Origin of the sequence: Pontibacter sp. Tf4, from assembly GCF_014212495.1 — a bacterium.
GTDB lineage: Bacteria > Bacteroidota > Bacteroidia > Cytophagales > Hymenobacteraceae > Pontibacter.
Genome location: NZ_JACKZC010000015.1, coordinates 24,834 through 45,214 on the forward strand (window position 1 = coordinate 24,834; position 20,381 = coordinate 45,214).

At 48.0% G+C, this 20,381-nt stretch carries 18 protein-coding genes; 11 read left to right on the plus strand and 7 right to left on the minus strand.

The features are described from left to right. The first annotated feature begins 198 nt into the window (after positions 1–198). Positions 199–1,569: a LutB/LldF family L-lactate oxidation iron-sulfur protein gene (locus tag H7F15_RS18910; protein ID WP_185198567.1), complete on the plus strand. Its 1,371-nt coding sequence runs from the start codon at positions 199–201 to the stop codon at positions 1,567–1,569. 145 nt (positions 1,570–1,714) lie between these two features. Here the strand turns inward: H7F15_RS18910 and H7F15_RS18915 are convergent, their stop codons facing one another. Next, the gene (locus H7F15_RS18915; protein ID WP_185198568.1) at positions 1,715–2,668 is read right to left on the minus strand and encodes an asparagine synthetase A; all 954 of its coding nucleotides are present in this window, start codon (positions 2,666–2,668) and stop codon (positions 1,715–1,717) included. Positions 2,669–2,840: 172 nt separating this feature from the next. Between H7F15_RS18915 and H7F15_RS18920 the strand changes: the two genes are divergently transcribed. Beyond that, positions 2,841–3,302 (plus strand): Lrp/AsnC ligand binding domain-containing protein, encoded by a 462-nt coding sequence (locus tag H7F15_RS18920; protein WP_185198569.1) that lies wholly within the window; start codon positions 2,841–2,843, stop codon positions 3,300–3,302. A gap of 212 nt (positions 3,303–3,514) precedes the next feature. Here H7F15_RS18920 and H7F15_RS18925 read toward each other — a convergent pair whose 3' ends face one another. The 4 genes from H7F15_RS18925 to sdaAA form a co-directional block, all read right to left on the minus strand. Then, a complete protein-coding gene (locus H7F15_RS18925; RefSeq protein ID WP_185198570.1) occupies positions 3,515–4,774 on the minus strand; it encodes a pyridoxal phosphate-dependent aminotransferase in 1,260 nt (419 codons plus the stop codon). 701 nt (positions 4,775–5,475) lie between these two features. Then, a complete protein-coding gene (locus tag H7F15_RS18930; protein WP_185198571.1) occupies positions 5,476–6,651 on the minus strand; it encodes a DUF4407 domain-containing protein in 1,176 nt (391 codons plus the stop codon). A gap of 162 nt (positions 6,652–6,813) precedes the next feature. Beyond that, the gene (locus tag H7F15_RS18935; RefSeq protein ID WP_185198572.1) at positions 6,814–7,539 is read right to left on the minus strand and encodes a hypothetical protein; all 726 of its coding nucleotides are present in this window, start codon (positions 7,537–7,539) and stop codon (positions 6,814–6,816) included. 263 nt (positions 7,540–7,802) lie between these two features. Next, positions 7,803–8,708, minus strand: coding sequence for an L-serine ammonia-lyase, iron-sulfur-dependent, subunit alpha (gene sdaAA / locus H7F15_RS18940; RefSeq protein WP_185198573.1), 906 nt, complete (start codon positions 8,706–8,708; stop codon positions 7,803–7,805). Between the two features lie 205 nt (positions 8,709–8,913). Between sdaAA and H7F15_RS18945 the strand changes: the two genes are divergently transcribed. The 4 genes from H7F15_RS18945 (at position 8,914) to H7F15_RS18960 (ending at position 11,410) form a co-directional block, all read left to right on the plus strand. Beyond that, complete coding sequence (locus tag H7F15_RS18945) at positions 8,914–9,198, plus strand: acylphosphatase (protein ID WP_185198574.1); 285 nt, start codon at positions 8,914–8,916, stop codon at positions 9,196–9,198. A 66-nt stretch (positions 9,199–9,264) separates the two neighbouring features. Next, on the plus strand, positions 9,265–10,194 hold the full coding sequence (locus H7F15_RS18950) for an exonuclease domain-containing protein (protein WP_185198575.1): 930 nt from the start codon (positions 9,265–9,267) through the stop codon (positions 10,192–10,194). Between the two features lie 31 nt (positions 10,195–10,225). Further along, positions 10,226–10,780, plus strand: a complete 555-nt coding sequence (locus tag H7F15_RS18955; RefSeq protein WP_185198576.1) for a Crp/Fnr family transcriptional regulator — start codon at positions 10,226–10,228, stop codon at positions 10,778–10,780. Positions 10,781–10,855: 75 nt separating this feature from the next. Next, complete coding sequence (locus H7F15_RS18960; protein WP_185198577.1) at positions 10,856–11,410, plus strand: DinB family protein; 555 nt, start codon at positions 10,856–10,858, stop codon at positions 11,408–11,410. 76 nt (positions 11,411–11,486) lie between these two features. Here H7F15_RS18960 and H7F15_RS18965 read toward each other — a convergent pair whose 3' ends face one another. After that, the gene (locus H7F15_RS18965; RefSeq protein ID WP_185198578.1) at positions 11,487–12,929 is read right to left on the minus strand and encodes a thioredoxin-like domain-containing protein; all 1,443 of its coding nucleotides are present in this window, start codon (positions 12,927–12,929) and stop codon (positions 11,487–11,489) included. An 890-nt stretch (positions 12,930–13,819) separates the two neighbouring features. Here H7F15_RS18965 and H7F15_RS18970 point away from each other — a divergent pair. The 4 genes from H7F15_RS18970 to H7F15_RS18985 all read left to right on the plus strand — a co-directional run bounded on the left by H7F15_RS18970 (position 13,820) and on the right by H7F15_RS18985 (position 17,258). Further along, positions 13,820–14,344: an NADH-quinone oxidoreductase subunit A gene (locus tag H7F15_RS18970; RefSeq protein ID WP_185198579.1), complete on the plus strand. Its 525-nt coding sequence runs from the start codon at positions 13,820–13,822 to the stop codon at positions 14,342–14,344. A gap of 42 nt (positions 14,345–14,386) precedes the next feature. Continuing rightward, on the plus strand, positions 14,387–14,920 hold the full coding sequence (gene nuoB / locus H7F15_RS18975; RefSeq protein WP_185198580.1) for an NADH-quinone oxidoreductase subunit NuoB: 534 nt from the start codon (positions 14,387–14,389) through the stop codon (positions 14,918–14,920). A 68-nt stretch (positions 14,921–14,988) separates the two neighbouring features. After that, positions 14,989–15,582, plus strand: coding sequence for an NADH-quinone oxidoreductase subunit C (locus H7F15_RS18980; RefSeq protein WP_185198581.1), 594 nt, complete (start codon positions 14,989–14,991; stop codon positions 15,580–15,582). A 134-nt stretch (positions 15,583–15,716) separates the two neighbouring features. Continuing rightward, positions 15,717–17,258 (plus strand): serine hydrolase, encoded by a 1,542-nt coding sequence (locus H7F15_RS18985; protein ID WP_185198582.1) that lies wholly within the window; start codon positions 15,717–15,719, stop codon positions 17,256–17,258. Between the two features lie 442 nt (positions 17,259–17,700). Here H7F15_RS18985 and ettA read toward each other — a convergent pair whose 3' ends face one another. Next, the gene (gene ettA / locus H7F15_RS18990) at positions 17,701–19,371 is read right to left on the minus strand and encodes an energy-dependent translational throttle protein EttA (protein WP_185198583.1); all 1,671 of its coding nucleotides are present in this window, start codon (positions 19,369–19,371) and stop codon (positions 17,701–17,703) included. 336 nt (positions 19,372–19,707) lie between these two features. Between ettA and H7F15_RS18995 the strand changes: the two genes are divergently transcribed. Further along, positions 19,708–20,277: a DUF349 domain-containing protein gene (locus H7F15_RS18995; RefSeq protein ID WP_255481334.1), complete on the plus strand. Its 570-nt coding sequence runs from the start codon at positions 19,708–19,710 to the stop codon at positions 20,275–20,277. Positions 20,278–20,381 lie beyond the last annotated feature (104 nt).

Genomic DNA, 20,381 nt, shown 5'->3' on the forward strand with positions numbered 1-20,381 from the left:
AGGTTAGAAAGTTAAAAAGTTAGAGAAGGGCTGGAAGGCAAACTATAGCTAAAGATTAACAAACTATAGTTCCTTTAGTCACTCCTTCAAAAACTTAAAACTTTCTAACCTTCTAACTTTTTAACTTTCTAACTTTGGGTGTGTTTTCTTTTATAGTTCAGGCAACTATACGGGTAAGAAGACAGTAGGCGAAACAGTATGAGTAAACTAAAGCAGTTTCTGCTGGACGCGGAAACAAAATCATTCGACCAGAACCACCGCGCTACTATAAAATTCAACATCGGTAAGTATAATGCCGCTGTGCAGCGTGGCCTCACCCAATATTCCGACCATGAACTGGCCCGCGAACGGGCATCCTATATCAAAACCAACACCATTAAGGACCTGGATAAGTACCTGATGGAGTTTGAAGCCAACTTTACAGCCCGTGGCGGCAAGGTTATCTGGGCACGCGATGCACAGGAGGCTTTAAAAGAGATTGGGGAGATCATGAAGCGCCGGCGCGCCCGCTCTGTAGTAAAATCCAAATCGATGACTACGGAGGAGATACACCTGAACAATTACCTGGAGAAAAATGGCGTGGAAGTGGTGGAAACCGACCTTGGCGAGTATATTGTACAGTTGGCCGAGCAGCGCCCTTACCACATTGTAACACCAGCTATGCACATGTCTAAAAAGGACATTGCCGACCTGTTTGTACGCAAACTTAACATAGCCCCCACCGACGATGCCCAGGAGCTGGTAGGCGTAGCCCGCCGCCTGCTGCGCGAAAAATATACGTCTGCTGAGATAGGCATAACTGGTGGCAACTTCCTGATTGCTGATGTAGGGGGTGTTGCCGTTACCGAGAATGAAGGAAATGCGCGCCTGTCTACTACCTTCCCGAAAACACATATTGCTATAGTTGGCATCGAGAAGATGTTGCCCTCTATCATGGACCTGGACCTGTTCTGGCCATTGCTAAGCACCAGCGGCACCGGGCAAAATGTAACAGTTTATAACACGGTGTTTACGGGCCCGCGCCAGCCACACGAAAAGGATGGCCCGGAAGAGATGTATGTGATCCTGCTGGATAATGGCCGTACCGAACTGCTGGCATTACCCGAAAAACGCGAAGCCCTGAATTGCATCCGTTGCGGCGCCTGCCTGAATGTGTGCCCGGTGTATAAAAACATTGGCGGCCATACCTACGAGAGCACCTACTCCGGCCCGATCGGCTCTGTACTAACGCCACATTACAATGGCATGGCCGAGAACAAACACCTCAGCTTTGCCAGCTCGTTGTGCGGCGCCTGTACATCGGTTTGCCCGGTTAAAATAAACATCCACAACCTGCTGCTGCTAAACCGCAAACAGAGCGTGGACATGAACTTAGCCGAAAGCCAGGAAAGAACAGCCTTTAAGTTCTGGCTGAAAGCCATGAAGAGCCGCAAACTGATGAACATGGCACCGGCCGGCATCAAAAACTATGTGCTGAAGTATGTGCAGAAAGACAGCTGGAGCAAACGCCGCGAACCACTAAAAGTAGCACCAAAATCGTTTAACCAGCTCTGGAAGGAGAGAACTTGATTGTTGATTGTTAAATTGTTGATTGTTAATTATCGACTTTGTTGTTCAACTATAAACAAAAACGGCCTGCAACTATAGCAGGCCGTTTCACATTAAAACATTATCCGGATTGTCTCCATTATCGGCTTCGTTCATAAGCTATAGTTTAAAAGATGGATGCATGGCCTGGGCGGCGCTGAAACACAGTTACATCATTAATATCCTGCAGTCTGCAGATAAAGCGGGTCATACGCTCTACGCCAAAGCCGGCACCGGCAGTTCTTGGCAACTCACCACGCTTCGCCACTTCCAGGTAATCTTTAAATATCTCTTTGTTGGCGCCTGTCTCGGTCATGCGCTTCAGTAGCTGTTTGTATTCATTCTCGCGCTCTGCACCAGACAAGCCTTCGCCAAAACCTTCGGGCCATACCAGGTCATAGTTAAAGTAAGTGCCCGGGCGCATCTGGTCTTCTTTGTCGTAAAACTCACGCTTGTGGTTCAATAGCCAGTACGGCGTATCCAGCATTTGCGACTGCAACATTTCATAATCCTGGCCAAGGGCAGCTTCCAGCTTTTCAGTGCGGAATACCGGCCATTTCTCGTATAGCGGCAGCAGTTCGCCGCGCATTTCCAGCAGCAGTTCGGGCAGTTCTTCGTTCAGGCGGGAAAACACAAAGTTTACCAGGTCCTCCATAAAATCCATTACATAAAAGCGGTCTTTGTTCTTAAACTCAAAGTCTATCTGCGTAAACTCGAACAAATGGCGGCCTGTCTGGGCACGGTCAGCAAACTCTAAGCGCACGTTCGGCGACACAATGTAAATGCTATCCAGGTCGGGGTGCATCAGGGCCAGTTGCTTATGGAAGATCATGGACTTGGTCAGGCTCCAGCGCCTATCTGCGTACGGGATGCTGGCATCTACCACACCATGGTTAAGCGGGTCGGTTATCGGCGACAGCATAAGCGGCATGAGCTGCGTCAGGCCTCGTTTAAACATAAAATCGTGTGTGGCGCGCACAATCCCCTGCTGTATGAGCAATACTCCCGGCAGTGCGGGCCGACTCAGGTGGCTTAACACATCTTCCAGCACCTTAGGCTCTTCTAAAACTTCTTTTTGCATAATTATTTATTTGATTAGTTATTAAATATTCTCCTGCCACTATACTATAGTTAAGCAACACAGGTTGCACAATTTTAACACCTCATCAAAAATAAATCTACCTCGTTATTATATTTTAAAAAAATGCACGTATAAATTGTAAAACCATTAAAAAGGATCTGATTCTGGCTATATGAATTACCAAATTGATAACCTGGATAAAGAAATTTTAAAAGCACTGATGCTGGATGTGCAGCAGCCTTACACCGAAATTGCCAAAACCCTGGGTGTTTCGGGTGGAACGATACATGTGCGGATGCGAAAGCTTACAGAGATGGGAGTAGTAACCGGAGCAGAATTAAAGGTGGATCCGGTTGCGCTAGGCTACGACATCTGCGCCTTTATTGGGGTGTTTCTGGAGAAGGGCTCGGAATACAGGGAAGCAGTAGAGCAGATGCGCCAGGTCCCTGAAATTATAGAGCTGCACTATACAACCGGCTCCTATAGTATGTTTGTAAAAATGATTTGCCGCGATACCAAACACCTGCGCGAAGTATTGAACGAAAAGATACAGGTACTGCCCGGCGTACAGCGCACTGAAACTTTTATTTCGCTGGAAGAGAGCATAAGCCGCCAGATCACGATTGAGCCATAATAGGAAGAGACCTGCTATAGTTGGCAGGTCTCTTTTATAGTTGATGTTAAGCCCACGCTCGCGTCCCGCGAGTGTGAGTTATCAGGTGGCGTCCCGCCACGTTATGATCTGGTTTTAAACTATAACCAAAGTATAAACTATAGTTTAGACGCGGCCAGAGTCCGCTTAATAGCTCACACTCGCGGGACGCAAGCGAGGGCTATAACTATAGTTTACTTCAATTTCTCAAGCGCAGCACGTAACCTGCTCATTGAGGCCTTAATGTCCTCCAAAGATGCACCACCAACTGATAAGCGGAACCAGTTAAGCTCTGGCTCAGAACCGAACGCAGAGAACGGCACTACCGCCAGCTTAGCCTCTGAGAGGATGTAGAAAGAAATGTCTTTACTAGTGTGCAGCACTTCGCCAGCCGGAGTTGTTTTACCGGCCAGGTCCATCTTCACAGACAGGTAAATGGCACCCATCGGCTCTATGGCATCAACAGCGAAACCTTCTTTCTGCAGGTCTTTAAAACCATTGTACAGCACCTCCAGGCTGCTTTGTATCTTCTGCTTCAGACCAGTCATAAAGGTGTTTACCTGTTCTGGCTGCTGCAGGTAGGCGGCTGTGGCCATTTGTTCTGCTTTCGGAGCCCAGGCACCCACGTGGCCAAGTATAGCCTTCATTTTATCCATAACTATAGTTGGGCCGTAAGCATACCCAACACGCACACCAGTAGCAGCAAAGCTCTTCGATATGCCATCAATGTAAATCACGTAATCCTTAAGCTCCGGGCGCAGGTTTACCGGGTCGAAGTGCTGGTGCGTTGTACCGAAAGTCAGCATCCAGTAGATCTGGTCATAGAGGATGTAAAGTGGTTTCTCGCCTTCGCCGCGGCTCTTATTTTCTTCTATCACCAGGTCGCATATCTCCTGAAGGTCTTTTTTAGCGAACATGGTACCGGTCGGGTTCAGCGGCGAGCACAAAGCCAGCAGGGTTGCGCCTTTCAGGTGCGGAGCCACATCGGCGGCAGTCGGCATAAAGTTGTTCTCGGCCCGGGTCTCTACCATAACAGGCGTAGCACCAGACAAGTGGCAGTAATGGTTGTTGTTCCAGGATGGGGTCGGGAAAACCACTTTATCGCCCGGATCAACCAGGGCCAAGTACGTAGCATAGATCAGCGGACGTGAGCCACCAGCTACCAGAATATCGTTCTCCGGGTAAGATAAGCCCAGTTTTTCTTTGGTAAAGGCCGTTACCGCTTTGCGGAGCACCGCTACGCCATTGGCAGGCGGGTAATTGGTATGGCCTTCGTTGTACGCTTTAGTAATGCCTTCTTTCAGTTCCTGCGGAATTGGATAGATGCTGGGATCAAAGTCCCCGATGGTCAGGTTGCAGATTTGCTCTCCACGTGCAATCATGGAATTAACCTCACCGGCCAGCTTTATAATTTCGGAGCCGATCAGGTTCTGAGCCATTTTTGAAACGGTCATGTCAGGATGGGTTTGGTTACTGCAAGTTACGATTTCTGGAAAAGTATAGCAGCCGTAACGGGTAAAAAAGCTCAAATAACAGCCAATTTTATAGTTGTCGTGCTCATTTGTGTTGTTACAGTAGCAACTATAGAATGATAACGGAAACTATAGCAAAGGCCAGAATTCCCCTCCTGGGAGGGTTGGGGTGGGTTATAGCAGTAGTCAATTCTCTCAAAGATCCTTTCAGGATGGCAGAATAAAAAGAAGCAACCAGAATAACGCGGATCAGGAATTCCGAAACAGATTGGCTCCGGACAAGGAAGTCCGGAACAGCGGTAGTAAAACTATAGAACTATAGCCTAAACTATAGCAATAGCAGAAAATTCCCCGCCTTAGACAAGGAGGGGTTAGGGGTGGTTGGACTGCTATAGAACTATAGCCACAGCTATTACTTATGCCTGTCCCTACCGGGCCAGTTGAGTTACAAACTCAACACCATAGTTAGACACGGGTTACAAACCCGCGCCAGCGGAGAAAGACTAACTATAGAGCCATAGCCTAACTATAACAGAACCCAAAAGTCTCCCTCTCCTGTTTTGGGGGTAGGGGCCCTCGATAAAAGGAGAGGGCTGGGGTGAGGTAACCCGATTCAGACAAACAAAAACGCCCGGGCAGGTTTTACACTTGCCGGGCGCTTTGCTTATAGTTTAATTACTTTCTTACCACTTATAGTAGCCGTTCTCTTCACCATCGTTCAGTATTTCGGTGGCGGTGTTCGGACTGCGGTTAATATCTGCCAGTTTACGTTCTCTCCAAACAGCTGCCGATTCGCGTACGGCATCCAGGTGTGCATCCGATTTCAGTTTTTCCTCTTCCCGTTTGGCATCGATTTCATACTCCTGGCGGGCGGCAAATTTTGCTTCGGTTACAGCCTGTTTAATATCATATTGCTTCTGGCGCTCGGCCACACGTTGTATTTCCTGCGTGGTGCGTTCGTGCTCTACCCCCTTCAGAATATCGTCATAAGGCCCTTTATTGGTGATAAGTTTGGTAAAGATCGGAGCAGTCTCGAGCATGATGAACAGCAGTGTAATAAAGAACACCGGCAACCACGGCAGTTGGTTCAGGGCATCAATACGGGCCATCAACCCGTCGTAGTTCGAGAAGCTTTTCTGGCCTTCGGCAACTGTCTCGTCATACTGCTTCATCAAATCAGCAATACGTTTTTCCTTTACCAGAATCCGGTCGGCGGCGCTGGCCTGTAGCAGTTTCAGTTCTTCGTCTACTTTGTCGTACTGGCGTTTTTTCTCTTCGTAAATCGGGCCTTTGCCTATTTTACCGGTGCCACCAGTTCCGTCGGCTTCGGCAGCTACGATCTCGTATAGTTTGTTGCGCTCCTGTACTTTAGCTTCAATTTCAGAACGGATGGCAGCAATCTCAGATTTAACAGAATCCACCTCGGCAAACTGTTTTCCTACCAGGGTTTTGTGCTGTATTGCCAGTTCGGCCTGCTTTTCTTTCAGTATCGCCTGTATCTCTTTATCAAAGATCTTCAGCTCCAGCGGCTTCGAGATAACGATTGCCAGTACCAGGGCCAGCAAAATACGGGGCGTCACCATCAGCAGTTCTTTCCAGAAGCGGCCTTCTTTGCGGATGGTGGAAACTATAAAACGGTCGAGGTTAAAGATAACGGCACCCCACAACAAGCCAAAAGCTACAGCCATTGGTACCGAATCGAAAACAGAATACAGGGCATACCCGCCCGAAATGCTGGCCAGCACGCCCGTAAACAGAACGGTAGCGCCCACACCGGCATATTTTATGTGCTCCGATTTAGAACACTTCTCTAAAATGGTATCGTCGGCTCCGGCGCACCACCAAAAAAAATTCTTCATTTATTATGACTGAACAGAGTGACGCTGACGCAAGGGCAGCCTGCAATATTAACGCGCAACTTACTGGTTTTTATACTTTTGGACACTAAAATGTGACGAACCGCCAACTAAATGTGATGAAATTACGCTTACTGCGGCAACAGAAACATTCTTTAATTTAGTTCAATTGTCCTGAAAGCTTTCTTCCAACTTATTGTAAAGCAAAAACGAGGCCATGGCACTGGCAATTACCGTGCGTGTATCACTTTGAAGATCAGGATTTAACCACACTTTGCCACCATTAATAACCTGCACTGCTCCCACCACGCTACCGGAATCCCTGAACTCATAGCCCACGATCTCTGAAAGCGGCAAGCCTTTGCCTTCAAATTTATAAACAGGATCTATCTTAAAGGTGGTAGTTCCGTTTGAGAGCTCTCCGAAAAACTCTTTGCGCTTAAAATAATGACGCGGGTCTACGGTTATCAGACGCCACTCCTCACCTTCCGGCGACGTGATCTTACTGACATAATACTCCATGTTCGGCGACAGTTCTATCGTCAGGCCTTTACCATCCTCCCACGACTTTATACCCAGGTAGCTCCCCGAGATCATCGACCATTCCTGCCCCTGGCTGTTCCGCAAACTAAGCTGGTACTTCTGGGTTGCTTCGTTTTCGTTGTAGCCAAAAATATTGGTTCCACTCTTTTGCACCCAGCCGCGCTTTACATTGGTTACAGTATAGGTGCCGATGGTGAAGTCGCCGTTCGGTTTCAGCATTTTGCGTCCTTCAACAGGCAGTTCCTCCGCCTGCTGCTTAAAATCAGACTGCAACGCCATTTGCGGCACTGTGCAAGCCGATAGTGTAGCGGTCACAGCCAGCATAGTGATGATCAGGGGCTTTTTCATAGTTTATAGTTAGCCAGGTAAGTTGTATTTTAGCCAGGTAAGTTGTATTAGTATAGTATTGAATCTTATAATTAATGGGCCAGAGGTCCAACTATAGCCGACACGGCGAGGACGCTCGCGCCATATCAAGATAAACTATAGTTCTTCAACTACAAAGAGCACAAAACTATAAATACCGTTGCCCGCATCATAAAATAAAAGGGCAAATAACCATACAGGTCATTCACCCTTTCTAACTTTTTAACTTCCCAACTTTCTAACTGTTACACTGCATCTTCGTCAGGCAGAATCTCTACATCCTGCACCAGCACAAAGTTCTCGATCTCGCGGGCACGTGGTGTATTGGCCAGGCCACCTTCAGCAGTTTCTTTGTACTTACGCTCCATGCTTTCGCCTACTTCGCCGAGGGCAGCCACACACTGGTCTACCGGTATAACCGGATCTACGCCGGCAATGGCCAACTGCGACGAGGAATATGCAATAGCAGCCGCACTGGCGTTACGCACAATGCACGGCACTTCTACAAGTCCAGCTACCGGGTCGCACACCAGGCCCAGCATACACTGTATAGTTATGGCTACCGCATTAAACACCTGCTTTGTATCACCGCCCAGGCAGTAAACGATACCGCCGGCCGCCATGGCTGCAGCGCTGCCGGTTTCGGCCTGGCAACCGCCCACGGCACCTGCCAGCGAGGCATTCTGCTCAATAATCAGGGCTATACCAGCTGCAACCAGCAGGGCTTCGTGTATTTTTCTGTCTTCCAGTCCGTGCAGGTCCTGCAGCGTGGTAAAGGCACCCGGCAAAATACCCGACGCGCCAGCCGTAGGTGCTGCCACCACACGCCCCATACACGAGTTAACTTCCTTGGCACCCAACGCCCTTGAAACCAGCATCTGGAACTCCGGCGACAGTACGGTAACCGGCGAGTTAGCTACTTTTTTGGCTCCGTTGTTCACCATGCCCGAGCGTGAGGTCATGTTTTCGGTGAGGCCGGTTTTTACGGCATCCTTCATCACTTCGTACGCCTTGGCAATGTTTTCCCAGATAAATTCTTCGGTACGGCCTTTCTGCTCAATTTCGTACTCCAGCACCGGCTGGTATAGTGGCTGGCCGGTCTCTGCGCAGTGCGCGTCCCAGCTCTTAAAATCAGTGAATAATAACGACATATAGTTCTGTTCTAAACCTGCCGGATGCATTTAAAAACGGCGGCAATAAAGATAAATCAAATTTCAGCAAAGCCCTATAGTTGGGGCTTATAGTATAACAACGGCACTACCCTGTTTTGTTCTAACACGGGCGCTGTAAAGCTCTGGCTAACAAGCTTAACTTTGCTGCGTAGCACATGATGCAGCTAACTTAAACTATAAAACCATGAACAACAACTATAAACGGGTATCTATGAAAGTATACGGAAAAGTGCAGGGGGTATTTTTCAGGGCCAGCACCCAGGAGAAAGCACAGGAACTTGGACTTACCGGTTTTGTGCAGAACGAGCCCGACGGCACCGTGTATTTAGAAGCCGAAGGCGACCCCGAAACTATAGCCAAACTCGAAGCCTGGGCGCACCGCGGGCCGGAGCGGGCTAAGGTTGAAAAAGTGGTAGTTAAAGAGTTAGATGGACTGGCTGGGTTTGAGAAGTTTGAGCAGCGGCGGTGATTCAAATCATATTGCTAATCATATTTTATTTAGTATATTTATAATACAAGATAAAATACATCAGCTATGAATCAAAACTATGTACTTAACCAGCTTTCAGAGCTTAATTTTACAGCAATAGACATTGAAACGGCTAATGAGAAAAGAGCCAGCATATGTTCGATTGGATATGCAAAAGTTCGTAAAGGCGAGATTGTAGAAACAAACCATATTCTTGTAAGACCCCAGGAATTAAGATTCTCTACTATAAATACAGATATTCATAAGATTACAGATAAGATAGTTGCATCACAGCCTGAATTTTGTGATTTATGGCCTCATTTAAAATCAATTATTCAAGATGAGATTCTGGTAGCTCATAATGCTGATTTTGACATTAATGCTTTAACTCAGACTCTAAACCTTTACGACTTACCACAGCCAAGTTTCAAATATCTCTGTACCCATAAACTTGCGCAAGAAGCTTTTGATGATTTAGTCGACTATAGATTAAAAGATGTTGCAAAATACTTCGGAGTAGAATTTGAACATCATAATAGCGAAGCTGATGCTATAGTTTCAGCTATGATAGCAATTACAGCTATTCCGCGTTTACCAAAGTCTATTTTTCATTTTAATCATCAGGAACTAACAGCTTTAATATCTAAAAGGGTCTCTTTAAATGCTCAATCGTCTTTTGATCTTATATATCAAGATAAAAAGATAGAAAGAACACTTCTTAAACCTGACCTTGATGCAGCAGATAAAAATAGTGTATTCTATAATCAGAAGCTCGTTTTTACAGGTGATTTGAAGTCAATTAACCGAGGAGACGCTGCCAAAATTGTGAAGAGTATGGGCGCGGATATAAACACAGCAATAAGCACTAAAACAAATATTGTGGTGGTTGGCTCAAATGCGGGGCCTTCTAAAATGGCTAAAATTGAATCACTGATTTCAAGTGGTAAGGAAATTAGAATTATTTATGAAGAAGAATTTCTTACTTTGATAAGCTAATGCAACATTAATTTAAGAGAAGTCTTCTTCCATGCTCCGCGCCCTACTCCAGCAAATCCCTTACTTCACCCCGGACGACATAGCTGCGTTTGAGCCGCTCTGGAAGAAACAGGTGCACCTGAACCGCTATGATTTTTTAATACGCCAGGGGCAGGTAGAACAGGGATTGTATTTTGTGACCAGCGGCGCCCTCCGCATTTACTACCCTTTACCCGACGAAGATATTTGCGTTGGCTTTGGTTACCCGAACACACTCATGATCTCGTTTCCGAGTTTTGTGGATGGCAAGCCGTCGGCGTATTACATACAGGCACTCCGGAAAAGCGAGCTCTTGGGCATCAGCAAAACCGACCTTGTGAACCTGATGGAAGAAAGGCCGAACATTAAGCGCTTCTGGTACGAGCAACTGGAAAAGGCCCTGGTTGGTAAAATAGAGCGGGAAGTAGACCTGCTGCTTCCGGAGCCGGAACAACGCCTGCAACGCGTTATGCAGCGCAGCCCGCATTTGTTTCAGCACATCCCCAAAAAGTACATTGCCTCGTACCTGCGCATGTCGCCCGAGACTTTGAGCCGCCTGAAAGTGTAAATCTTGATTCCCGTCAAGGATTGGCAGGTGTAAGCTGCTGTACCTTTGTAGTGTACAAAATAAAACTATACCGCTATGATCACATTAGAGCAACTACAGCAAACAGTCAGCAGCCAGTACCAGACTATAGTTACCGAACTATCCGGGCTGGACAACACCACACTGAACTATAAACCTGCCCCCGACAGCTGGAGCATACTGGAGTGCCTGGAGCACCTGAACCGCTACAGCCGCTATTACAATGCCGCCCTTGCCGAAGCCGTAGCCAACAACGCCGATGGAAATTATGTACCCAGCATTACCTATAGTTGGTTAGGTAAAAAGTCGCTGGACATGGTGCGCCCCCAGAACGGCAAAAAGCACAAAACGGTAAAGCACATGAACCCCGCCAACAGCCAGCTAAGCCCAGCAACTATAGCCGAGTTTCAGAAGCACCTCCAGGACCTGCAAAATCTGTTGCAAAGCGCCCGCACAACTAACCTGAACAAAAAAGCCATTCCGGTCGAGTTTTTTAAACTGCTGAAAATGCGCATCGGCGAGACCCTGGAATTTGTAGTAATGCACCAGGAGCGCCACCTGCAGCAGGCCCTCCGGGTAAAACAGCAAGCCATAGTTAAAGCAGCAGCGTAATTACAGTTAGCAGTAAACAGTTATTAGTAAACAATTACAAGTGTTCAGTTAAAGTTAACTGGTTACTGTTAACTCATTACTGTTTACTGTTTCCTGATAACTGTTTACTGCTAACTGTAATTTCTTCCTTCTCTCCGGTCGTCATATCCACTTTAAAGAGTTGATGGCTGTTGGTGCTGGTTACCCATAGTTTGCCGTTCAAAAGGATCAGATCGTTGGGCTCGTGCAGGCCACTGGTTAGGGTGCGTACGCGGTTACGACTAAGGTCGAGCACTTTTATTTTCCCGTTGTAGGTGTCGGCAATGTACACGTCGCTGTCTATAATCTCTACGCCTACGCAGTGCTGCAGCAGGGCATCGTCTACGTGGCCGTCCACATCCCCAAAATCGAACAGCCCCTGGCCGAGCGGCGTGAGCACCATGCCGGTGTCTATGTTTACAGTCCGGATAGCGCTGGCTTCGGCATCGGCTACGTAGAGCACATTTTTATTGATGGCCAGTCCGCTGGGTTGGTTAAAAGCCGATTCCAGCCAGCAGCCATCTGCCAGGGCTTCGCGGCCCGAGCCGGCAAAGCGGTATACTTTTTCGGTTTCAAGGTCCATGCGCAGGATTTGGTGGTTGCCGGCGCTGGCAATAAACATGCTCTGCCCGTAAATAAGCAGGTCCCAGGGGCTGTTGGGGTTTACCGGTTCCTGGGCGCGTTCCTCCATAAAATAATAATCCAGCTCGCCGTTGCCGGCTATAGTTGTTACCATTTTGTGTTGCAGGTCTACCTTCCGGATGGCGTTGTTCTTGGCATCGGCTACATACAATGTATCACCCAGCAGGGCCAGGCCGTGTGGTTCGTAAAAAGTGGCATTGCTATAGTTGCCATCCGAAAAGCCCTGTCTGCCGTTGCCAATCGTCTCCAGTATCTGCCCTTGCTGGTTTAGTTTAAGTATCCGGTTATGTCCACTGTCGGATAGGTAAATGTTACCATCCGGGTCGCTAATGAGCTTGGATGGGAAGTATAAGATAGAATTTCCGCTATGCTCCACGTGGAAATTTATCGGCTCATAGTTCAGTTCATCTTTAAACTCATCTTTCAGCCGCTGTATATAAGGCTGCACCCTGTCGTACACACCTTCGCCGGCGTGCTGCCCAACCACTCTGCCATGCGGGTCTATCAGCACTATAGTTGGCCAGGCTTTTATGCCATACTGGTCCCATAGTTTATAGTCGGCATCATTCACGACCGGGTGCTCAATCCCGAACTTCAGGATGGCCTGCTTTATCGTTTCGTTCTGTTTTTCGGCATCAAACTTAGCGGAGTGTACTCCTATCACTACCAGCACATCGTGGTACTCATCTTCCAGGCGCTTCAAATCCGGTACAATGTGCTGACAGTTTATACAGCCAAACGTCCAGAAATCTAAGAGAACAATTTTACCGCGCAGGTCTTTCAGAGTCAGTTCACGGTCGGTGTTCAGCCAGCCATGGGCAGTTTTGATTTCGGGTGCATTTACACGGCCTGTCAGCATTTTTTATTTTGGGTTAATGGTGCTATTGGTACCGGGTTGTAGTGGCAAAGGTTATTGGTTATAGTTTGATTTTAGCTATAGTTGAGGTTTTACGTGTCATCCCGAGTGCAGCTGAAGGATCTTATTTGTACTATAGTTTCTCCTTTGTCATGTCGAGCAAAGCCGAGACATCTTATATGTCCTATAGTTCCACTATTGTCATTTCGAACAAAGTGAGAAATCTATCTCAGCTTATAGTTGAAAGGCTATAGTTCTATAGTTAACTTTGCCTACCACTCGACACAAGCCGTTTGTTTCATAGCTACTTTCTATCCTGGGAGCTCTAAGAGCCTACAGTTTTATAGTTTGGTTGCCTCCCTCTGAGGCCGGGAGGCCCCGTCTTCGGGCATCGCGCGGTGCCAGCTTCCTGCGCTCCTAACGTCGCGCTGCCTATCGGCACCGGAACCTGCCAAGGCGCTCAACCCAAAGACTGAGATCTTTCGATAGCGAATCTATAGCTTATTTGATTAGCTATAGTTCTGTAGCTTTTCTCGTGGTGAAAGTTCCGTAGGGACAGGTAAACCTGTCCTGCTCGTGGTCTGTAACTATGAAACTATAGTTTGAGCTATAGTTAAAGGCAGAGATTGTCCCCTTGAGGGGACTACAGGGGTGTTAAAGCAGCAACTATAAAACTATAGTTTATGAATCAAAGACTGCAAGGTTCCCCTCCTTGGATAAGGAGGGGCAGGGGTGGTTTGACCACGGCAACTATAGAACAATAGGTGAGCCAACTATAGCAACAGCCCAATCCTGTAAATCCCTGGGGTAAAAGCCCTGTTTAAAGATTCAGACAAGCACCAGCGAGCAATCACAAATTAATTTATCGTAAATTTGTCTGAACAGCAGCTACTATGGCAGAGAACTATACATCAGACTTCGGAACTATCCTGCTATTTATAGTAGGAAGCGCCATTTTTGTGGTAATCGGTCTGCTTACGGCCAAGCTGCTGCGTCCTAACCGACCAAACGCCGAAAAGCTGACAACGTACGAGTCGGGGGAAGAGCCGATTGGCAACTCGTGGGTGCAGTTTAATCCGCGCTTTTACGTGGTGGCGCTTATTTTCATCATTTTTGATGTAGAGCTGGCCTTTCTGTTTCCGTGGGCAACGGTGTTTGGCCGCCGGGACCTGATAGAAGCTACAGATGGTGTATGGGGCTGGTTCGCGCTGATCGAGATGTTCATCTTTATCGGTATACTGGTGCTGGGCCTGGCGTATGCCTGGGCAAAAGGCCACCTGGACTGGATAAAACCTGCCCCGGTTATACCCAAAAGCCGCTCCAAAATACCAGCCGAACTATACCAGCGCGTGAACGAGCGCAACTATAGCATCAGGACAAAAGATACTTTTACAGAGGACAAAAAAGAAGAACTATAGTTTATCTATTTATTACTCAATCGTCATTAATCATTAAAGCCCGTGGATAAAACCGGAGAAGGCGGCATTGTAATTACCAAACTGGACGACCTCCTGAACTGGGCGCGGCTTACCTCGCTGTTCCCGATGGGGTTTGGTTTGGCTTGCTGTGCCATTGAGATGATGGGCGCTTACGGCTCTAACTACGACCTGGACCGTTTCGGTATCATACCACGGGCTTCGCCACGGCAGTCGGATGTGATGATTGTGGCCGGCACGGTTACGTTTAAGATGGCCGACCGCGTACGACGCCTGTACGAGCAGATGCCCGAGCCGCGCTACGTGATTTCGATGGGAAGCTGTTCTAACTGCGGCGGCCCTTACTGGGAGCATGGCTACCATGTGGTAAAAGGTGTGGACAGAATTATACCGGTAGACGTGTACGTCCCCGGCTGCCCGCCCCGCCCCGAAGCCCTGATCGGTGGTTTCCTGAAACTACAGGAGATCATCCGGAAAGAGACAATACGCGCACCACGAGCCGTACAGCAAATTATGGCTGAACGAATGAATAATGAAGATGTAATGAATAATGTTTAATGAGTAATGACTACTAGTGGGATCGAATACCACTTATTATTCATTAATCATTACTAATTAATAATTAAATGACGTTTGCGGAATTACGGGATTTTATAGTTGCACAGTTTGGCGCTGAGGTTATAGTTGCCGAGAAGCCAGACAACCTGCAACCTTACCTGGTGCTGCAGCCAGAGCGCCTGGCCGAGGTATGCCTGGAGCTACACGACAATGAGCAAACGTATTTCGATTTCCTTTCCTGCCTCACTGGTATCGACAATGGCCCCGAAGCCGGAACGATGGAAGTAGTTTACAACCTGTATTCCATTCCTTACAACCAGCATCTTACCTTAAAAGTACAGGTACCGCGCAACACTGCAGGCCAGCCAATACCAGCCGTGCCAACCGTCAGCCACATCTGGCGCACCGCCGACTGGCACGAGCGCGAGGTGTTTGACCTGATTGGCATCTATTTTACAGACCACCCCGACATGCGCCGCATCCTCTGCGCAGCTGACTGGGAAGGTCACCCGCTCCGCAAAGACTATAAACTACAGGACTACTACCACGGCATAAAAGTACCTTACGACAACCATAACGAGAACAGCGGTTTCCGGGGAGAGCCTGTAAAGTTAACCCAGCAGCCCGCCCCTTTTTCTGACAGGCGCGAAAAGCCGGAGTAGATAACCTCACAACTATAGCACTCCACCAAACTATAGCCGGTTTATAGTTACAACTATAGCTTTGCTTATAAGGTGGCCTGGTTTTATGGGAGAGCAAAAATCCATATATTGCTGCATCATAAAATGCTATCTTCATGAACAAAACCTATACGTTGCTTGGCCTGTTACTGCAACCTGTGCTGGCCCAGAAAGCAAACACGGCAGCCACCCTCTCCAAACTTGATGCTTATTACCAGAAAGCCCTGAAAGAATGGAATGTGCCGGGCATGGCCATTGCTATAGTTAAAGACGACTCTGTGATTTTTGCCAAAGGCTACGGCGTGCTGAACGCTAACACCGGCGGCCAGGTAGATGCCAACACTGTTTTCGGGATTGCCTCTAACTCCAAAGCCTACACCTCGGCCGCGCTGGCTACATTGGTAGATGCCGGCAAAATAAAGTGGACAGACAAGGTGAACCAGTACATCCCGTACCTGAAACTATACAACCCTTACGTTACCGAAAACCTGACCATTGAAGACCTGCTTTGCCACCGGGCCGGGTTCAAAACCTTCAGCGGCGACCTGCTCTGGTACAACACAACTTATAGTCGCGAAGACATCATCCGCAGAATGCAGTACCTGGAGCCAGCATATGGGTTCCGCGATGGCTATGGTTACTCCAACCTGATGTTTATTACAGCCGGCGAAGTAATTGAGAACGTAACCGGCAAAACCTGGGAAAACTACATAAAAGAAACATTCTTTCAGCCGCTGGGTATGAACCGCTCTTACACGTCGGTAAACGATCTGAAAGGGGTGCAGAATGTAGCCTCACCGCATGGCTCTGACAAGGATGACAAACCGTTTGCCACTACCTTTAACGCCTGGGATAACTGGAACCCGGCAGCCGGGATTTTTACCAGCGTAAACCAGCAGGCCCAGTGGATGCGCCTGCAGCTTAACCGCGGTACCTACAAAGGCAAACAGATATTTAGCGAAGACGCCAGCCGCCACATGTGGCAGGCACATAACCCGTTCCCGGTATCTAAAGCAGCGGAAGAGTACATGCCGTCCACGCACTTTAATGCTGCTGGCCTGGGCTGGTTTGTAAGCGACTACGAAGGTCGTAAACTGGTATACCATGGCGGTGGCCACGAAGGCATGAACAGCCGCACTGTACTGGCGCCGGAAGAGAACCTGGGCATCGTGATCCTGACCAACAGCATGAGCAGCATTATGACGCCACTTGCCAACTATACCCTGGACCAGTTCTTTGGCTTGCAGAACAGCCGCGACTGGAGCCAGCAAATGCTGGATGGCATGGCAAAGGCTAAGAAAGCACAAGCCGAGGCAGAAGCCAAGAAACCAAAAGAGAAGAAGCGTAAAAGCAAGCCAACCATGGACCTGAACGCCTACACCGGTACCTACCGCAGCCAGCTTTACGGCGATGCTATAGTTACCCTGAAAAATGGCAAACTGGACCTGCAGCTGGCCCCTGCCCCAGCGCTGGGCGGCACCCTGAACCACTGGCAGCACGACATTTTTGACCTGGACTGGAAAACAGACTATGCCCTGCTCACGCCTACCCGCGCACGGTTTCTGGTGGGCGAAGACGGAACTATAAGCCAGCTGCGCCTGGATGCCAACAACCCCGACTTCCACTTTGATGAACTGAAGTTTGAGCGCGTAAAGTAACCGCCACCAACTATAAATACAAAAGCCGTACCTTGCAGTGCGGCTTTTGTATTTTCTTACTATTATTTAAGCTAAGATACTATCACGGCGATACTGCCGATAATGGCAAAGTATCCTGCTATAATCCAGTAAGCTAACTCTTCATCATTTTGGTAGACTTTTTTCATAATAAACAACCTTTAATCATTTAACAACTGATTTATACCTTTGGCTGTTTGTATATTAGAGTTTACGCGTATTAACAGGATATGTTAACATAAGGTATAGGAATGTTAGTAAAAGCCCCTCAGGAGATGAGTACAACTTTATTTACGCTGTAAAAAGCAGAGAGCGAGTAACATAAATAACTATAAGAATATAAATTTTACTATATATAAAAAGCCCGTTACATTGCTGCAACGGGCTTCTATATTCAGGCTAAAAATTCGTAATTCGTAATTCTTTAAACCAGCTTTTTATAACGGATGCGCTTCGGCTCTACATCGCCCATGCGCTTCTTCTTGTTCTCTTCGTAATCGGTATAGTTACCTTCAAACCAGTACACCTGCGAGTCGCCTTCAAAAGCTAGGATATGCGTACAGATACGGTCCAGGAACCAGCGGTCGTGGGAGATGATAACGGCGCAACCGGCAAAGTTCTCCAGGGCATCTTCCAGGGCACGGATCGCGTTCACGTCCAGGTCGTTGGTAGGCTCATCGAGCAACAGTAAGTTGCCGCCTTCTTTCAGTGTCATGGCCAGGTGCACGCGGTTACGTTCCCCACCCGATAGTTTGTCTACTTTCTTTTCTTGGTCGGCACCGGTAAAGTTAAACTTGCTGACATAGGCACGGGAGTTAACCTGTCGGCCAGCCAGCAGCATGTGCTCGGTACCGCCGGTTATCACTTCAAACACAGACTTATTGGCATCGAGCTGCGCGTGCTCCTGGTCTACATAAGAGATCTGCACCGTTGAGCCTACAGTAAATTCGCCTGCATCCGGCTTTTCCTGGCCGGTTATCAGCTTAAACAAGGTAGTTTTACCAGCACCGTTCGGGCCGATGATACCAACTATACCACCCTGTGGCAGCGAGAAGTTCAGGTTTTCGAACAGCAGTTTATCGCCATACGCTTTGCTGATGTTGTGCGCATCTATTACCTGAGAGCCCAGGCGCGGACCATCCGGAATGAAGAGTTCCAGCTTTTCTTCTTTCTGCTTGGCATCTTCGCCGGCCAGTTTATCATACTGGCTGATACGCGCTTTAGACTTGGCATGACGGGCTTTTGGCGCCATACGCACCCACTCCAGCTCGCGTTGTAAGGTTTTCTGGCGTTTGCTTTCGGTCTTCTCTTCCTGTGCCAGACGGCCAGCCTTTTGCTCCAGCCAGCTGCTATAGTTGCCTTTCCATGGAATACCTTCGCCGCGGTCCAGCTCCAGAATCCAGCCAGCTACATTGTCCAGGAAGTAACGGTCGTGGGTTACAGCAATTACAGTACCTTTATACTGCTGCAAATGCTGCTCCAGCCAGTCCACCGATTCGGCATCCAGGTGGTTGGTAGGCTCATCCAGCAACAATACATCCGGCTCCTGCAACAGCAGGCGGCAAAGGGCCACGCGGCGCTTCTCACCACCCGATAAGTTACCTATAATGGCATCTTCCGGCGGGGTTCTAAGTGCGTCCATGGCGCGCTCCAGGCGGTTATCCAGTTCCCAGGCGTTGTGGTGGTCCAGCTTTTCCTGCACTACTCCCTGGCGCTCGATCAGCTTGTTCATTTCGTCGTCCGTCATTTCTTCGGCAAACTTCATGTTTATCTCATCGAACTCTTTCAGCAGGGCTACCACTTCGGCTACGCCTTCTTCTACTATCTCGCGCACGGTCTTGGTCGGGTCCAGCTGCGGCTCCTGCTCCAGGTAACCCACACTATAGCCCGGGCTCCAGACTACTTCACCCTGTATCTGCTTATCAACACCGGCAATGATCTTTAACAGGCTTGATTTACCGGAACCATTAAGGCCCAGCACGCCAATTTTAGCCCCGTAGAAAAACGACAGGTAAATGTTTTTAAGTACTTGTTTTTGAGGTGGGTAAATTTTACTTACACCAGCCATCGAGAAAATGATTTTTTCGTTGCTCATGCTATGCTTTTGTGAGGTTATACTTCGGTAAGTGGCTCCGGAAAAATTATACTGTTACGCCCGTGCCACCGTTGTTTTATCAACTACATACAAATATCGTAAAATTTCATGCATTTACCTTTCAGTTTATTGCGCCGAAATCGTTAAACTTGTAACATACGAATGGGCTAAGTATACTTATACTTGCTTTGCAACCAGTATTACCAGCAAACAGTACAGGGACCTTCGGTCATAAACTGCTACTATAACGCTACCGGTAAAGCTGCGTATGCTAAAGTTAGTTTAAAAAAGTGCTCTTACCCTATATTTTCTACGCATAACCCGATCCATACAAAAATGGAAAACAACGATCTATTGGAAGAAGCCAGAAAGTATGGCTTTATTCAGGACCAGCAGGTGTGGTTAAAACCCTTTATGAACTACCCGGCCCGCCAGGTTGGCGATGTTAAAGAATCTGAGGACGACTCGCTGGTGTATTTTGCGAAGCGTTTTGAGATGTTCCGCGACAAAGTAAACAACCTGCTGGAGCGCATCGCCTCTTCTGAAAACAAAGGCTCCTTCCTGATGAAAGTGCTTCATATGAAAGAGCAGGTAGGCAACTACGATGCCCTTGGCGACTTTGAAGCCATGTATCATATCCTTGGCAAAGCCGAGGAAGATATAAATGAAACTATAAAACAGAACCGCGAAAAGAACCTGGCCATCAAAATAGGCCTGATAAAAGAAGCGGAAGCCCTGCAGGATAGTATCGACTGGAAAGAAGCATCGGAGAAACTGAAAGAACTCCGCTCTACCTGGATTAAAACCGGCCCTGTAGACAAAGAGCTGACCGAGGAGATTGAAGAGCGCTTTAAAACTCCGATCGAGGCCTTTTTTGAGCGCATGTCCCGTCCTAAAATAGGTTGACATTAAAATTAACCTATTATGGAAAAAGTAGCAGAGAAAAAAAGCAAGCGTAGTCAGCGCGATTATACCTTAGGCTTTAAGCTCCAGGTAGTGGCTGAGGTGGA

Coding starts and splice junctions, on each gene's coding strand:
- H7F15_RS18910 (WP_185198567.1), top strand. CDS start 199: ATGAGTAAACTAAAGCAGTTTCTGCTGGACGCGGAAACAAAATCATTC.
- H7F15_RS18915 (WP_185198568.1), bottom strand. CDS start 2,668: ATGCAAAAAGAAGTTTTAGAAGAGCCTAAGGTGCTGGAAGATGTGTTA.
- H7F15_RS18920 (WP_185198569.1), top strand. CDS start 2,841: ATGAATTACCAAATTGATAACCTGGATAAAGAAATTTTAAAAGCACTG.
- H7F15_RS18925 (WP_185198570.1), bottom strand. CDS start 4,774: ATGACCGTTTCAAAAATGGCTCAGAACCTGATCGGCTCCGAAATTATA.
- H7F15_RS18930 (WP_185198571.1), bottom strand. CDS start 6,651: ATGAAGAATTTTTTTTGGTGGTGCGCCGGAGCCGACGATACCATTTTA.
- H7F15_RS18935 (WP_185198572.1), bottom strand. CDS start 7,539: ATGAAAAAGCCCCTGATCATCACTATGCTGGCTGTGACCGCTACACTA.
- sdaAA (WP_185198573.1), bottom strand. CDS start 8,708: ATGTCGTTATTATTCACTGATTTTAAGAGCTGGGACGCGCACTGCGCA.
- H7F15_RS18945 (WP_185198574.1), top strand. CDS start 8,914: ATGAACAACAACTATAAACGGGTATCTATGAAAGTATACGGAAAAGTG.
- H7F15_RS18950 (WP_185198575.1), top strand. CDS start 9,265: ATGAATCAAAACTATGTACTTAACCAGCTTTCAGAGCTTAATTTTACA.
- H7F15_RS18955 (WP_185198576.1), top strand. CDS start 10,226: ATGCTCCGCGCCCTACTCCAGCAAATCCCTTACTTCACCCCGGACGAC.
- H7F15_RS18960 (WP_185198577.1), top strand. CDS start 10,856: ATGATCACATTAGAGCAACTACAGCAAACAGTCAGCAGCCAGTACCAG.
- H7F15_RS18965 (WP_185198578.1), bottom strand. CDS start 12,929: ATGCTGACAGGCCGTGTAAATGCACCCGAAATCAAAACTGCCCATGGC.
- H7F15_RS18970 (WP_185198579.1), top strand. CDS start 13,820: ATGGCAGAGAACTATACATCAGACTTCGGAACTATCCTGCTATTTATA.
- H7F15_RS18980 (WP_185198581.1), top strand. CDS start 14,989: ATGACGTTTGCGGAATTACGGGATTTTATAGTTGCACAGTTTGGCGCT.
- H7F15_RS18985 (WP_185198582.1), top strand. CDS start 15,717: ATGAACAAAACCTATACGTTGCTTGGCCTGTTACTGCAACCTGTGCTG.
- ettA (WP_185198583.1), bottom strand. CDS start 19,371: ATGAGCAACGAAAAAATCATTTTCTCGATGGCTGGTGTAAGTAAAATT.
- H7F15_RS18995 (WP_255481334.1), top strand. CDS start 19,708: ATGGAAAACAACGATCTATTGGAAGAAGCCAGAAAGTATGGCTTTATT.